Raw genomic sequence first — 14,459 nt, 5'->3', positions numbered from 1 at the left:
TGGCGATCACCAGCACCTCATCGTGGGCATTCCGCTGAGCTTGCTTTAGAGACTTCGTCCAGTCATCCGGGATCTGCAGTCGCGCAGCTAGAGGGCGGTCCGGATACCCCGGGACGGCTCAAAGCCTCCATCAGAACCAGGGTGATTCACATCGGTTGTGAGAGACAGTGAGAGACATCAGCTGCGGCAGGCAGAGCAGGTACGCCAGAGTGACCAGATCGCACACCCATTCGGCAGCGTGCCAAGAACTTGCCAAGACAGGCACGAACAGGGGGGACAGGGCGACACGGACCGGACGCGCAGACGTCCCTGACCTGGACGTATTAGACGCAGTAGAACGCTAGTTCACACTGTCCTCTTCCCTGGGGGTTGTCAACGGCGGCCGAAAATTGACCCCTTTTCGACGGTTGAAAATTGACCCCCTTGGTGTCATTCTTCGGTCGTCGATCCCGGGACTCTCCCGAGGTCGCGATCTTTGATGCGGTAGGAATCGCCCTTGAGGGCGATCACTTCAGCGTGATGCACGAGGCGGTCGATCATGGCGGCGGCTACGACGTCGTCGCCGAACACTTCACCCCAGCGGCCGAACGGCTTGTTGGAGGTGACGATGAGGCTGGCGCGTTCGTAGCGGGAGGACACCAACTGGAAGAACAGGTTGGCGGCCTCGGGTTCGAACGGGATGTAGCCGACCTCGTCGACGACGATCAGTGGGTAGCGGCCGAGTCGAATGAGTTCTTGTTGCAGCCTGCCGCCGTGGTGGGCCTCAGCGAGCCGGGCTACCCATTCGGAGGCGGTGGCGAATAGCACCCGGTGCCCGGCCTGGCACGCCCGGATCGCGATACCGATGGCCAGATGCGTCTTGCCGGTGCCTGGCGGGCCGAGGAAGACGACGTTGTCTTTGGCAGCCACGAAGTCCAGCGTCCCTAGGTGGGCAATCGTGTCGCGTTTGAGGCCACGGGCGTGGTCGAAATCGAATTCTTCCAATGACTTTCGTGAAGGAAACCGGGCGGCCCGGATACGGCCGTCCCCGCCATGGGACTCCCGGGCCGAGACTTCGCGCTGCAGACACGCCACGAGGAACTCCTCATGGGTCCAGGACTCAGCGCGGGCCCGCTCAGCCAGCCGGGCCACCGCATCGCGCATCGTCGGTGCTTTCAGCGCGCGGGCGAGGAAGGTGATCTCGGCGGTCAGATCCCGATTGCTCGCCGACACCGTAGCGCTCTGGGCCGTGGTTTTGGTGGTCATGACACCAACCCGCCTTCCCCGAGGTCGATGCCCAACGCGGCGTCGTAATCACTGAGGCAGCGCTGCTCGACGGTCGGCTGGTCGTCATGCTCACGCACCGGCCGCAGCGCACTGATTCTATTGTGGCGCAGCATGTTCGCCGCCTCACGATGTTCTGGATCAGTGATGGTTTGATGCCAGGCCCACACCCGCTCGTGATCGGCGACCGTCTTGCCGTAACAGAACACCTGCACCCGATCCAGATCCGCGGTGACTTCGATGCGCCGCCCGATCACTCCCGGGTGCACCGAGTAGTCATTGGAGTCCAACCGGATGTAGTGATCCCGCGCCAGGCGCATGGAGTTGCGCCAACCCACCTGCGGAGACACCGGCGGCAGCGCCAGCATCGCCTGGCGGTCCGCGCCGATCCGATCCGTCGGGGCACACCCCAACACCCGGCGCCGCCGAGCATTGACGATCTGCAACCACTTGCCGAACTGGTAATTGAAATCCCCAGGACCACTGAAGGTTCGCCCCGGCAGAAACGACCGCTCGAAATAGTCATGAGCCCGCTCGATGATGCCCTTGTGTTCCGGTTCGGCCGGTTTGAGCACCACCACCTTGGTGCCCAACACACCGCGAAACGCCTGACAATCTCTGGTCAGTTCGGTCCGACCCGACCGCCACCGCCCGATCGCACCCTCACCGTCCCAGACCAGCGTGCGCGGCACCGCACCCAACGCGGCGATCAGCTGCCACCACCCGGCGAACAGATCCTCAGCACGCCGTGACGGCAGCAGGATCGCCGAGAGCCACCGTGAATACCCCAACACCATCGTCAGCACCGGTAACTGCATCGGTAAGCGGGTCTGGCCGTAGCCGACCGGGATCGTGGTCGGTGGGAACCACAAGTCGCACTGCGCCACATCCCCGGCGTCATAGGTAGTGCGCCCGGCCGGATCCGGCGGTAAATACGCCGGCCGCAACTCCCGGACCCGCTCATTGAACACCGTCATCCCACGCGACCAGCCGACCCGCTCGGCGATCACCGAGGCCGCCATCGTCGGCACCTGTGTGAGCTGGGCACGGATCGCGTCCTCGAACGCATCCACCGCCGAACCGGCCGGTTTACGCTCATACTTCGGCGGCCCGTCGGAAGCCAACGCCGCCCGCACCGTGTTCCTCGAGATCCCCAACGTCCTGGCGATCAACTTGATCGGCAACCCCTCCGCTCGATGCAACCTGCGGATCTCAGCCCAATCCTCCACTGACAACAACTCCCTTCTCCTCTCGGCTCGTAAGCCGAGACTCAGACGAAGGGGGTCAAAATTCGGGCGTCGACACGGGGTTAGTTTTCAGGCGACGCCGACAGGGGTCAAGTGGTCGCAGGTTCAAATCCTGTCAGCCCGACACAGGTCAAAGGGTATTTCTCGCTTCTGAAATCCCATATTTGGATGTTGTGACCCAAACATCTGACCCAAACCAGCCCTTGATTGCTCGCGGAATGCGTTTGCCCGCGCGTTGCTGGGCCCGAGGCGGGGCGCATACAAGACCGACGCGTGTCACTCAGTATCCGGGGCCAAACGTCGCACTAGGTTGGTCGCTCGGGCGACAGATTCTTTGGTTGGCAGGGCGATAGGGGTGGGCTGGATGAGGGCAACCCGAACTGGCCTAACGGGCTCTCAAGGCCAGCAAGCCGTAGGCGGTCAGTTCATGGCGCTGAACTGGGGGGTTGCGGAGAATCCGCAAGAACAGGACTTCAGCGGAACAGACTTGTGGCTAATAGCGCGGGATGCTCGACTATTCGACCTTGGTGCGCTCGTCGGCGCACAGGTGAAGAGCGGGTCGTCGTGGTTTGCTTCACCCGAGCGGGACGATCAAGGCGCGATCGTTGGCTGGTGGCATCCCGACACCAAGGACCACTTCGAATCCTGGGCGAAGCACCGGGTGCCGCACATTCTGGTACTGCACGATCCCGACACAGGGATTCGTACTGGGTGCGCGTGACCGCTGACAAGGTTGTTGATACGGGCAAAAATGCAAAGATCTTAGTGCCACGTGATTCAACAGTGGATCAAGATCACGTCGACCAATTGCTTGAGGTTGCGACGGGAGATCTCGGACACCCGGGTTGGGAAGGCAGCAGCTGGAATCGACGGGCCATTCTTCGAGGCGATCGTCTTCGTTACGCGTTGTTGACGCCGCGACTTATCGCACCACACCCAAACTTGTTGGTAGAGCAGTACGAGCCGGAAGAGGCCATCGCCCTCATCATTGAGATGCGGCTGGGCGGATTGCAGCCGTCCCCCTTCCCCTGGCAGGACGCGAAAACGCCTCCTCTCGACGAGTGCCGAGATTCCGATAACTGATGGTGGCGCTTCTACGCCGCCGCGTACGACGTTTTCGTGGAAAACCGTGATGTCAGTGCGGTCACGGCCCTAGTTCAAGCCGACGACATCGAGCCGTTCGAGCGGGCGGCTGCTGCGGCTACAGCCGCAGCGGTACTGGTGGAGCGAGGCCGCCCGCCGACGGCTTAGAAATTGTGGCACGGCTAATTGAGGCGGATGACTGCGGGCCCGTTGACCACAACTGGCTGCTGATGCATAAGGCCCGGTGCCTAAGCGAGCTTGGCGATCTTGAAGCTGCACAATATCTCGCTATCGAGATTCAGAGCCTTCGGCCGATGGCGCGAACCGACCCAACAGCCGGAGCGCTGGTCGGTTCATCGGCGGGTCTGATTATCGCGACCAGTTGGTCGAAGCCGCACGGCATCGCAGATGTTGTTGCAGGTCGAGACACCCTTGCGGCGTGGTGGCGTACCGAAGAGGTCGCAGCGGGTCTACAGCACCAGGCCAATGAGGACTTCCGGGAGTGGGCCCAAGACACCACTATCACGATCGGGGCGTCGGACCAGACCTGGCTACATCTGCGCGCCGCCTCGTCGATTGCCGGATTGACTGGTGACCACTTTGCATGGCGAAGTGCATATGCACAATTGGCGAGGCGAGTGCTGGTCACTGGGCACCGCAGCACAGCTCATGTGGTGTCAGCCCTAACCGCGATGCGCATTGCCGGCGATGACGACGGTGTCAAGCTTGCGGTTCGACACGTGCTGCGAGTTGGACCGGCGATTGCAGTCAAAGACGCCGCCAGCGGCATCGACATCGACATTTCAATCAGAACCGGTCTTCTTGCTGACATCGAATTAATCAGTGCGGCTGCCGATGTACTCGACGTAGCTGACGTAGATCGGCAAGCGGAGTGGGCTCTTCGCGTATTGGAAGATCCACCGATCATTACTCAGCGACTGAAGTCGACGTTCCTCGTTCCGATTTATGTCCTCCGCATGCTTACAGAGCTCATACCTGTGCTTTCTGAATTTGGCTTAGGGAGCCGCGTTAGGCGCCGGGTTGAAGGGCGGCACAGTTTTCGGATCTAGCGGACTGTAAATCCGTCGCGAAAGCTTCACAGGCTCGAATCCTGTACATGCCACTACACGTCAGAGCATATTTCTGGCCGTAACAACAGGTTCGAGCGTCGTCGCCGTCCGCAGAGCGTCCGCAGTGATTACGCCGGAATTCTCGGATGTCGTGGGAAGCCACAACCGGTATTCGCTATCTGCCTGCTGCATCGCGTTATGCGCCGTCGGGCCGTGCTAGGCGTCCTCGTTGAGGTAGACCTCGATCATCTGGATGAGTCCGTTGGTGATGGCGGGATCGTCGCTGAGGGGTCCGGCGATCGCGGCGCGTGCCGCTTTGGGTGCGGGCAGGCCTTGGGCGATCAGGCGGCCCGCTGCGATGAGCACCCGCGTGGACGCCACTTCGCGCAACCCCCCGGTTTCCAGGCGCCGGATCGCTTGACCGAACCGGACAAGCTGTGCGGCGTGGTCGCTGCTGATTCCTGCTTCGGTCGCGACGATCTTTTCTTCGATGTCGGCGTTGGGGAAGTCGAACTCTAAGGCGACCATGCGTTGCCGCGTGGAGTCTTTGAGATCTTTGAGGACGCTTTGGTAGCCCGGATTGTAGGAGACCACCAGGCCGAACCCGGGTGCCGCCGCCAGGGTGACGCCGAGCCGTTCGACGGGCAGCTGGCGGCGGTGATCGGCTAATGGGTGCAGCACGACGGTGGTGTCTTGGCGGGCCTCGACGACTTCGTCGAGGTAGCAGATGGCTCCTTCGCGCACCGCGCGGGTTAGCGGCCCGTCGACCCATTGAGTGTCTCCGCCGACGAGGAGGAATCGTCCGACGAGGTCGGCGGTGGTGAGGTCGTCGTGGCAGGCGACGGTGATCAGTGGCCGACCCAGGTCGTGGGCCATGGCCTCGACGAAGCGGGTCTTGCCGCATCCGGTCGGACCTTTGAGCAGAATCGAAAGGCCTTGCAGGTAGGCGGCTTTGAACACATCTTCTTCATCACCGACGGCGACATAGTAGGGACGGGCAGCACTGTCGCCGACGTCGGCGCGGGTCGATTCACCGTTGCCGGCGGTGCCGGCGGTGCCCGATGGGGCCACTGCGCCCTCGGTGCTGGCAACGTGCAGCCGCCCACCGTCGTTGCCGGGGTCTCGCGGTGCGGACACGTTGGTCAGGTGGCGGGGGTCGGTGGATCGCGTCATGCGCTTCGTGTCCGTTCTGTTGAGGTGACCTGCTGAACCGGGCGGGTGGCATTAATCAGGCGGCGGCGCGCTTCTGCCGAGCGAAGCGCGGACCGAAACAGGGGTCCGACAACACCTTTGAGATCCTCGGGGCGTGCAACGGTGGCGTGGGCGGTGCTGCCGAAGACGTGGCGCAGCGCCGCGACGTCGGTGCTGGCGCCGATGGTCAGACACAGACAGCCAGTGCCGCGGCGGCGAGCCTCGGCCAGCGCGCGGCGCGCGTCGGCGGCACCGTAGTCGCGTTCGTATCCGTGGTCGTAGGCCAGGCCGTCAGAGATCACCACGAGCAGTCGGCGCGGCGTGCCGGCGTGTTTTTCTACCACCGCTGCGCCGTGACGGATCGCGGCGCCCAGTCGTGAGAAGGCGCCGGGAGTGATGGCCTGCAGCCGTTGCATGGTGAGGGTGTCGAGGTGATCGTCGAAGCGTTTCACCGGTGTCACCTCAACCATGGATCGACCTTGAGAGGCGAACGCATACAACGCGACTCGGTCACCGAGGTCGTGCAGCGCCACGGTGAGCGCTGCTGCGGTGGTGCGCTGCTGTTGATGTACGGTCTGACCGTGCGTTCCCGGTTCGGCAGTGGATCCAGAGACGTCGAGCAAAACCAACACCCCCAGATCGCGTCGGCGCCGCAGGGTATCGAGGTAGACCTCCTCGGCCGAGGGCGCTTCGGCCCGTGTTTCCACTTGGGCTTCCACCGCCGCGTCGATGTCGATGTCGTCGCCTTGGGCCTGGCGGCGCGACCGTTGCAGCCCGACCCCGAGGCGTGCCAGCGGCTTACGCAGCCCGATATCGCATGCGATGTGCGCGGCCGCACCGGTATTCGGGGGCTCGATCTCGTGCACCGTGCACCACTGCGGGCGGTAGCGGCGCTCGCGCATGTTCCATTCGGGATATGTCGCGCCGCGCGGGGCGAAGGGATCGTCAGTCTCGGTTGCCGATCGTGCGTTGGAAACCACTGCAGTGCTGCCCGTCGCGCCGGCCCGGGTGCGATGCGTCGGTGTGTCAGCGCCTGGTTGGCCGCCTCCGGACAGCTGGCGCACCACGCTGAGCATGCGTGCCAGCAGTTTGCCCAGCACGCCGCCACCGCCGACCGGGCTGGTGAACGGGTCTTGCATGTCCTGGTCGTCGGCGATGTCGTCGTCGGCCAGTTCCTGGAGTTCTTTGTCCTGTTGTCGTCGTGGGGTGTGCTCGCCGGCCGGCCCGGGCCCGTGGTCGGCGCGTTTGTCGACGACGACCTTGCGGGGACGTAGGACGCCGAAATCGGCGGGCGGGTCGGGTATGGGTTGGCGACTTAACGCGATGTCGAGTGAGGCGGCCGGCGAGTGAGTGCGCGAGGCGAGGTCGCCGTCGATGAGCGTGCGCACTGCCGGGGGCAGCCACATCTGGTTGGCGGCCAGCGCGCGGTGACCTTCAATGGCCAGGTAGCGGCGCACCGCCGCGCGATGTGTGCTCAATGTGCAGGTGATCGCGGGTTGGAGGCTGTCGGCCGCGATCAGACAGGCTTGAACGGTGATCGCGGTGAGTCGAGCTGTGGGCGGGCTGTTTGGGTCGACGAAAATCGTGCGCCTGTTGGTCCAGCACGGCTGCCCGGGCTCTGTCGCGGCGACGGCAACCGGTTGCCCTGACAGCGCTGAGGCCAGCATCTCTAGCTGTGGCAAGGGTGTGGCGGGGCGATCGGGTGTCATCTGGTCCTATGTCCGTGCCGGGCCGCGCGTCGGAGTCAGGCTGCGGTCGGCGATGCCACGGATCACGGTGTCGCGGGCCAGGCGCAGCGCCGCCCGTCTACCCAGGCGGTGGACGAGGTTTTCGGGTATCCACAAGACGCCCATGACGCAGCGCGCCAGCATCTCTAGCGATGATGTGTGCGCCTGCAGGTCGTGTGACCGGATGCCCTCGCGCAGCAGGCTTTCCAGTTCGGCCAGTCGCTGGGCGAAGGCCAGGCCTGGTTCTGGTGTGTTCGGCGGGTGCTGGCGCAGCCACGCGAGCTGAATCTTCCACTCGTGGGGGAAGCGGTCGATCGCGTTGATGTTGACCCAACTGAGCGCATCGAGCTTCTCGACCGCGGTGGCGTCGCTGGCCAGGACTTCGGCGAAACCTCCGCCGGCCTTGCGTCCGAACGCCTCGATGATCGCTCTGAACAACCTGTCTTTGGAGCCGACCACCGAGTACACGCGGGCAGGACCCAATGCGGTGGCCTCGATGATGTCGCGCATCGTGGTGGCCTCATATCCGCGGCGACCGAATTGTTCTCGCGCCACGGCGTGGATGTAGGCGGACTTGCCGGTGACCTCGACATGGCTGTCCTCACCCCACGAGCCGATGGCCTTTTCGGCGGCGGCGAAGGCGGCCGAGGAGTCCAGTTCGTCATCTGCAGGCGGCCGGCTGCTCAGCCCTGTCGTCATGATTCGGCACAACAGGGCGGCGACATCCTCGGCGGCGGCGGTGTGGCGGATGACGTCGAGCCCGACGTGCATCAGGCTTTGGCAGATACGATCGGCCAGCGCCGATATGGCGACACCTGATCGAAGCAGACCGTTGGCCGCGCCGGCCGCCAGTATCTGGGTCATCGTGTATTGCAGCGTCGTGGGTCTCGCGGACAGAAGCAGGCTCAGTGACGGGTTGGCGCTGGCAGCCTCGAAGAATGACATCTGCAATGCGGCCGGGTGGCGCGCCGCACAGCGCGCGATGGCTGAGCCGAAGTCATAGAACCCGGCGGGGAATGGGCTGGGCTGGCGGTGGTCGGTGTCATCGAGCGCCGCCTTTGCGACGCGGTCGATGTCGGCGCGAAAACCCTGGACCAGTTCGAAAAGCAACTCTTCTTTGCTGCTGAAGTGGTGATACAGGCTGCCCGCCAATATGCCGGCGGCTGCGGCGATGTCAGCCAACGAGGCGCGCGGGCCTGCCGAGGCGATCACCGATTCGGCCGCCTGCAGGATCCTGGCACGTGCCGTGCACTGGCGGGCCCAACAAGTGTCCGCCGGCAAGCGGGGACCACTATGCGGTGGTGACATCGGTTCGGCCCGGCGGGGCTGAGCCGATCGCATGACGCGGGCGCGGGTCACCATGACTGACACTCGATAATGTCTGGAGGTCTGTTGGCGGCGCCGGGTGCGGCTGACCTCCGTCCGACGTTGTTGTGGCCGGCGCCGAATCGACCGTGCTCTCGCGGCGTGCGACCACGCGTGGTGCCGATGAATTGCCAAGGCAAGCATCGGGTGGCGAATCGGAGCAGGCCTGTCATGACGGCGAATCCCCAAGAGCGTCGGCGGGTGCGGCAGGGCGGCAATGTTCCCTGGGCGCAACGCGAACCCGACAGCTGCTCGACCCGGTCGGACCCAAGCTCATCGAGGAGCTACCGACGAGACATGAGATGGCCACCAGCTCAGCGGACACCTCTAACCGGCCGGTCGAGACACGCGGGCAGCTTAGCGACATCGCTCGTCCTCTCCGTCCCGACCTATTGTGGTGCAGTCTGACTCCAGAATAAGATCTGGTGCTAGATTGCACCAGATCAGTTGGGTTGGTCAAGGGACCGCAGCCAGACGCCCAGTCACCGCTTCCTGCTCTTGGTTGATGGACCGGCCTGCAGGTTAGCCGTATCACGTTGATAAGCAACCGAAGTGGAGGAAGATCCTTTGTCCGGACGTCTCGACGGCAGGTCGCCGTCATCAGGGGAGCTGCCCGCGGCCAAGGGCGCGCGCACGCCGTCGCCATAGCCAAAGCGGGCGCCGACATCGTTGCCCTCGATATCTGCCGGGACGTCCCGAGCAACCCCTACCCGTTGGCGACACCCGACGACCTCTCTGACACCGAACGATCGGTGAAAGAACTTGGGCGGCGCGTGGTCGCGCGGATCGCCGACGTGCGTGAACGCCACGAACTGCGCGACACCAGCGGCGGGTTGAGTGCTGCGCCATCCCGGCTGCCTGCTAGGTGCGGGAGGACCCACCCGAGCACGCGTGGCGGTACACGGCGTATCAGTTGCAGCAGCGCCGCAGCGGCCCACGGCGCCCATCGGGCGGCCGGATGAGCAACTCATCGGGCAAGAACCCGATCTCGAAGACGTTCCTGAGTCGCTCCAGGGGAGCCATCCCGTCGATGGTGGCGACCACGCGTACTCGCCCGGGCATCGCCGCAGCGCACGCCAACGCGAAGGGGCCTCCGCCCGACCAGCCGGCGACGGCGAAGTCATCTAGAAGCAGCAGGTCAGCAACCTGAGCCACGGTGTGCCCCCACTGGCCAACCGAGGCCATGCTCCACAGGTCGCTGCGCCCAATGCCCGGTCGGTCAATTGCGATGATTTCGGCACCACAAGAACGCGCCGCCTCGTCCATCACCGTGGCGTCCATACCGCAACTGAGTCCGCCGTGGTTCCACACCAGGGGCCACCCACCAGGTGACCCAAACCGCCACACACCCACGCGACGCGAATCGACCAGCACGGTCGAACCCGAATCGGTACCCCCGTTGTTGCTCTGCATTGATCGCCCCTCCGAAAGGTCACCCCGCCGCACCGTTCTCGGCTATTGCACCAAATATCTGTTCCGCGCTAGTGGTATTTCCCTGCACATGTTGGCGACTAATGATCGCGGCTTGGTGCAAAGGTCTAGTCGAGTAGCGCGCGCACTTGTGCGACGGCGCCTCCATCATCGTCACCGGTTCCACCGCCGGCATGATCCGGGGCGCCACCGACAACCCGACCATGGGCCCCGGAGGGGCGGGCTACGCCTGGAGCAAGCGCGTCGTCATGGAGGACGTCGAGGAGATGTGCTTGCACCTGGCGCTGCGGATGATCCAGATCAACGCCATCCACCCGACCAACTGCAACACCCACCTGCTGCAGAACGATGGCATGTACAGCATGTTCCGCCCGGATCTGACCCAAGCGGGCAAGAAGGCCACCCGCGAGGACGCCGAACCGTTATTCACCCTTTTCCGGGCCATGCCCACTCCCTACGTCGAACCCGAAGACATCGCCAACCTGGGCGTGTTCCTGGCCAGCGACGAAAGCCGCTACATCACCGGCCAACACATCCGCGTGGACGCCGGGCCTGCTGAAGTGGCCAACGGGCCCGGCAGATGGGACGTGCCCCCTGAATGCTTGACCAATGGACCCGTTGTGGTGCAGTCTGACTCCAGAATCATGGTCTGGTGCCGAACGACACCAGAAACAATGGGTAGGGAGCAATGTCGGTTGACTCGACAGAGGTGCAGGTCGACCCCGTGACGTCGCGGCCGCCGGGGGCGGCGGCGACGCGTGCGCTGGTGAGCCGCTAGATGACATCCGAGTACGACAGGCGTTCACCCCATCCGCCTCCACGCCAGCCCCGCCGCAGCGGGGCTCCGGCGTTATCGATGCGATCCCGAGACGTAGTCGGCGATCGCCCCGGCCCGGAACAAATGTTTGTGGAGGGCGGTTGGTGACCACCGAGCAAACCGCAGCACCTTCGCGGACACCGGAACGCGTCGCTGCACGGTCCCCAAGGGGCAGGATCGCAGCCTGGTTGCTCGCGGTGCTCGGCGTCGCGTTGGTCGTCGCCGTCGCGTGGAACGCGCGCGACTATCCCGATGCGCGGGTTGGTAATCCGGAGTTCTCCGGCACCCCGCGCCCCGTCGAGCCGCTGTTGGGCTATGACCACTGGCTGGGGCTGTTCCAGATCTTCGCGGTCGTGTTGGTCGCCGGCCTTTTTGCGCTATTCCTGTGGGGATGGCGAGGCTATGGGCCGCACCCCTACGTCTTGATGGGTGTGGTGACCACCTTCATCGCCTGGCAAGACCCGATCATGAACTGGGCGCCCTACGCGGTGTACAACCCCAGGTTGTGGCATTTCCCCGAGTCATGGCCGCTGGTTTCGATATCTCCGACCATCGAGCCCTTCGTCGTCCTGGGTTATGCGTTGTTTCAGTTTGGCCCGTATTTTCCTGCCGTCTGGATTCTGCGCAAACTTCAGGCCCGGCGCCGGGCTGACGCCTTCGTGTGGCGTCACCCGCTGATCAGCCTCGCCGCGTTGATCTTCGTCTGCGGCTTCCTCATCGACATGCTGTTAGAGGTGTTCCTCGTGCGCACCGGGTTTTACATCTACTCCCAGGTGATCCCGTTCGGCTCCATCTTTGTGGGCACTGCCTACCAGTTCCCATTGCTGTGGGAGTCGTCGTTGGTGACGCTGGTCATGATCCCCGCCGGCATCCTGGTGTATCGCGACGACACCGGCCGCACGGTGTCAGAAAAACTGGCCCAGCGCGCGGGCATCCTCGCAGGGCGGCCGGTGCTCGCCTCGTTTCTGGTGATGCTGGTCATCATCAACGTTTCCTACCTGGTCTACGGAGCGACGTTCACCGCGCTGAAGTGGTCTCGGCTGGCCTCCTCGGTCGCTTGTCCGTTTCCGTACCCCGACGCCAAAGTCTTTGACCCCCAGGGGTTTTACGAGCAGAACGGCCAGAAAGGTCCCTATTCAGTGGGGATCATGTCGACCTGGGGCAACGGCCAGCCCCACGGGCGCCCGAACGTGCAGCTCGGCTCCGAAAGTGACCGTTGTGCCCAGGGCGCCAACAGGTGACCGCGCAAATTTCAGACGATCAGTGATGGGTGAGGAGAGACAATGACCACAGAACGAACCTCCAAGCCGGCGAGCCCACCCGACATCGAGCCGACCCGCTGGTCGGCCAGCGGGATCTGGAAGTGGGTGTGGCTCGCGCTCGGTGTCGCCACGGTGGTGGCTGTCGGGTGGAACGCGCGCAATTATCCCGATGCGCGGATCGCAAACCCCGCGGTCACGGGTACGCCACGGCCTTGGGAGCCGCTCCTCGGCTACCAGCATTGGATCCCCGTCCTGCAGATCTTTACCCTCATCGCCGTCGTGGGTCTCATCGTGGCAGGCGTATGGGGCTGGCGACGTTACGGGCCGCACCCCTACATCCTGATGAGCCTGGTGACCACGATCATCGTCTGGCAGGACCCGCTGATGAACTGGGCGCCCTACGCCGTGTACGACCCGCGGCTATGGCACTGGCCCGAATCCTGGCCATGGGTCTCGCTGGCGCCGACCGTCGAACCGTTCGTCGTCTTCGGCTACGTCATGTTCCAGTTCGGACCGTACTTCCCGGGAGTCTGGGCGCTGCGCAAAATTCAGGCCCGGCGGGGCACTGACACCTTCGTGTGGCGCCACCCCCTGCTGAGCCTGGGGGTACTGATCTTCATCTTCGGGTTCATCATCGACATGATTCTTGAGGTCACGATGATCCACACCGGGCTCTACATGTACTCCCAGGTGATTCCCTTTGGGTCGATCTTTGTGGGCACTCCCGTTCAATTCCCCTTGTTGTGGGAATCCTCATTGGTGACGCTGGTGATGATTCCTGCCGGGATACTGGTCTATCGGGACGACACCGGCCGCACGGTGTCGGAGAAACTGGCCCAACGTGCCCGCATCTTTACGGGCCGACCGGCGCTGGGCTCGTTCATCGTGATGCTCATCATCGTCAATGTGTTCTATTTGGTGTACGGGCTGGCGTTCGCCTCGTTCAAATGGACACGGATCGCGACATCTGTCGCGTGCCCCTGGCCCTACCCGGAAGCCAAAGTCTATGACCCGCAGGGCTTTTACGAGCAAAACGGTCAGCAAGGCCCGTACTCGGTGGGTATTGCCTCGACGTGGATGATGGCCCAACCGCACGGACGTCCCCACGTGACGCTCGGATCCATCAGTGACCGGTGCGCTTCGAACAAGCAGTGAGTGCTGGGCGCATCGGTGGCGTCTGCAAGCAACGAGTGCGCAGTCTGCACGTCGGGAACGACCGTGTGACCCTGTGATTGCCGTTGGGGGCGATCTGTGCCGAAGGCGCCGATACGTTCGCGTGGGAAACCGGCGTGGTGAGGCGACAATTGGTCATCGTGGATGTCCTGCCCCGCGGGCGCTTCCGGGGGAGGCGCGCTTTCTGCCGATGGCAGCGTCATTACGGCAACCGTCTTGCTCAAGGGCGATGTTGGTGAACGCCAGAAGGCGTCGGCGTCGCTCAACGAGCACTTGGCGAAAGACATGCCCGCTGGAATCAACGCCGCGATGGCCGGCAACAGTCCGCTGATGGGCGACCTCACCGAAGTCGACGGACAGGACATGATGACCGCCGAGATGGTCAGTCTGCCATTGGCGTTCATCGTGCTGCCGCTCGCGCAGCGGTCCGTGCTGGCCGCGATGATGCCGATGGTGCTCGGAATGTGCGCTGTGGGGGTCACTCTCGGCTTGTTGTCGCTTCGGTGTCCCTCATGGACTGGAACGTATTCGTCGAGTCGTTGGTGGCGATGATGGGCCTTGCGATCGGGATCGACTACTCGTTGCTGATCGTGCGGCGCTACCGTGAGGAACTGTCCGCCGGCATGGTCCCGCGGCAGGCCATCGTGCGAACACTCGAGACAGCGGGTCGCACGGCGCTCTTTCGGGCATGATCGTCGTCATCTCACTGGTCGCAATGGCAGTCACCGGTCTGCCCGTTTTACGCTGACTCCGCAATCGGAGTCATCCTCGTCATCCTCGTCCTGGTCACCGGCGCACTGACCCTCTTGCCGGCATTGTTGCTGGTCGTC

The 14,459-nt window shown here is 63.9% G+C and carries 11 protein-coding genes and 3 pseudogenes; 8 read left to right on the top strand and 6 right to left on the bottom strand.

All coding sequences use genetic code 11. The features are described 5' to 3' along the window. Window positions 1–429: 429 nt before the first annotated feature. Together istB and istA are read right to left on the bottom strand one after the other, a co-directional pair. The gene (gene istB, locus BN971_RS05090; protein ID WP_085181864.1) at window positions 430–1,245 is read right to left on the bottom strand and encodes an IS21-like element helper ATPase IstB; all 816 of its coding nucleotides are present in this window, start codon (window positions 1,243–1,245) and stop codon (window positions 430–432) included. Further along, window positions 1,242–2,501, bottom strand: a complete 1,260-nt coding sequence (gene istA, locus BN971_RS05085; RefSeq protein ID WP_085181865.1) for an IS21 family transposase — start codon at window positions 2,499–2,501, stop codon at window positions 1,242–1,244. Before istA ends, istB begins: the two co-directional genes overlap by 4 nt. 373 nt (window positions 2,502–2,874) lie before the next feature. Between istA and BN971_RS05080 the strand changes: the two genes are divergently transcribed. The 3 genes from BN971_RS05080 (at window position 2,875) to BN971_RS24485 (ending at window position 4,663) form a co-directional block, all read left to right on the top strand. After that, window positions 2,875–3,231 (top strand): DUF4365 domain-containing protein, encoded by a 357-nt coding sequence (locus tag BN971_RS05080; RefSeq protein WP_139027047.1) that lies wholly within the window; start codon window positions 2,875–2,877, stop codon window positions 3,229–3,231. After that, window positions 3,228–3,593, top strand: coding sequence for a hypothetical protein (locus BN971_RS24490; RefSeq protein ID WP_139027046.1), 366 nt, complete (start codon window positions 3,228–3,230; stop codon window positions 3,591–3,593). Before BN971_RS05080 ends, BN971_RS24490 begins: the two co-directional genes overlap by 4 nt. Before the next feature lie 314 nt (window positions 3,594–3,907). Continuing rightward, window positions 3,908–4,663: a hypothetical protein gene (locus tag BN971_RS24485; RefSeq protein ID WP_139027045.1), complete on the top strand. Its 756-nt coding sequence runs from the start codon at window positions 3,908–3,910 to the stop codon at window positions 4,661–4,663. A 216-nt stretch (window positions 4,664–4,879) separates the two neighbouring features. Here the strand turns inward: BN971_RS24485 and BN971_RS05075 are convergent, their stop codons facing one another. Genes BN971_RS05075 through BN971_RS05065 form a run of 3 tightly spaced genes read right to left on the bottom strand, consistent with a single transcriptional unit; the run spans window position 4,880 to window position 8,889 of the window. Beyond that, entirely contained in the window at window positions 4,880–5,836 is a 957-nt protein-coding gene (locus tag BN971_RS05075; RefSeq protein WP_085181867.1) for a CbbQ/NirQ/NorQ/GpvN family protein, read from the bottom strand. After that, window positions 5,833–7,563 (bottom strand): nitric oxide reductase activation protein NorD, encoded by a 1,731-nt coding sequence (locus tag BN971_RS05070; RefSeq protein WP_085181868.1) that lies wholly within the window; start codon window positions 7,561–7,563, stop codon window positions 5,833–5,835. Before BN971_RS05070 ends, BN971_RS05075 begins: the two co-directional genes overlap by 4 nt. Window positions 7,564–7,569: 6 nt before the next feature. Then, window positions 7,570–8,889 carry a TetR/AcrR family transcriptional regulator gene (locus BN971_RS05065; protein ID WP_085181876.1) on the bottom strand — a complete coding sequence of 440 codons (1,320 nt, stop codon included), beginning with the start codon at window positions 8,887–8,889 and terminating at the stop codon, window positions 7,570–7,572. Between the two features lie 596 nt (window positions 8,890–9,485). Between BN971_RS05065 and BN971_RS25595 the strand changes: the two are divergent. Continuing rightward, window positions 9,486–9,767: pseudogene (locus tag BN971_RS25595) on the top strand (hypothetical protein); the annotation flags it as partial. Between the two features lie 88 nt (window positions 9,768–9,855). Here BN971_RS25595 and BN971_RS05055 read toward each other — a convergent pair. After that, complete coding sequence (locus tag BN971_RS05055) at window positions 9,856–10,359, bottom strand: alpha/beta fold hydrolase (RefSeq protein WP_139027044.1); 504 nt, start codon at window positions 10,357–10,359, stop codon at window positions 9,856–9,858. 143 nt (window positions 10,360–10,502) lie between these two features. Here BN971_RS05055 and BN971_RS05050 point away from each other — a divergent pair. The 4 genes and pseudogenes from BN971_RS05050 to BN971_RS05035 form a co-directional block, all read left to right on the top strand. Beyond that, window positions 10,503–10,983, top strand: a pseudogene (locus tag BN971_RS05050) (SDR family oxidoreductase); the annotation flags it as partial. A gap of 315 nt (window positions 10,984–11,298) precedes the next feature. Next, window positions 11,299–12,435: a spirocyclase AveC family protein gene (locus BN971_RS05045; protein WP_085181877.1), complete on the top strand. Its 1,137-nt coding sequence runs from the start codon at window positions 11,299–11,301 to the stop codon at window positions 12,433–12,435. Window positions 12,436–12,477: 42 nt separating this feature from the next. Further along, window positions 12,478–13,611, top strand: coding sequence for a spirocyclase AveC family protein (locus tag BN971_RS05040; protein ID WP_085181870.1), 1,134 nt, complete (start codon window positions 12,478–12,480; stop codon window positions 13,609–13,611). 162 nt (window positions 13,612–13,773) lie between these two features. After that, window positions 13,774–14,321, top strand: a pseudogene (locus tag BN971_RS05035) (MMPL family transporter). Window positions 14,322–14,459 lie beyond the last annotated feature (138 nt).

This window comes from Mycobacterium bohemicum DSM 44277 (assembly GCF_001053185.1).
Taxonomy (GTDB): Bacteria; Actinomycetota; Actinomycetes; order Mycobacteriales; family Mycobacteriaceae; genus Mycobacterium; species Mycobacterium bohemicum.
Note: the sequence above shows the minus strand (reverse complement) of the source record. Positions and strands in the feature narration are given on the sequence as shown.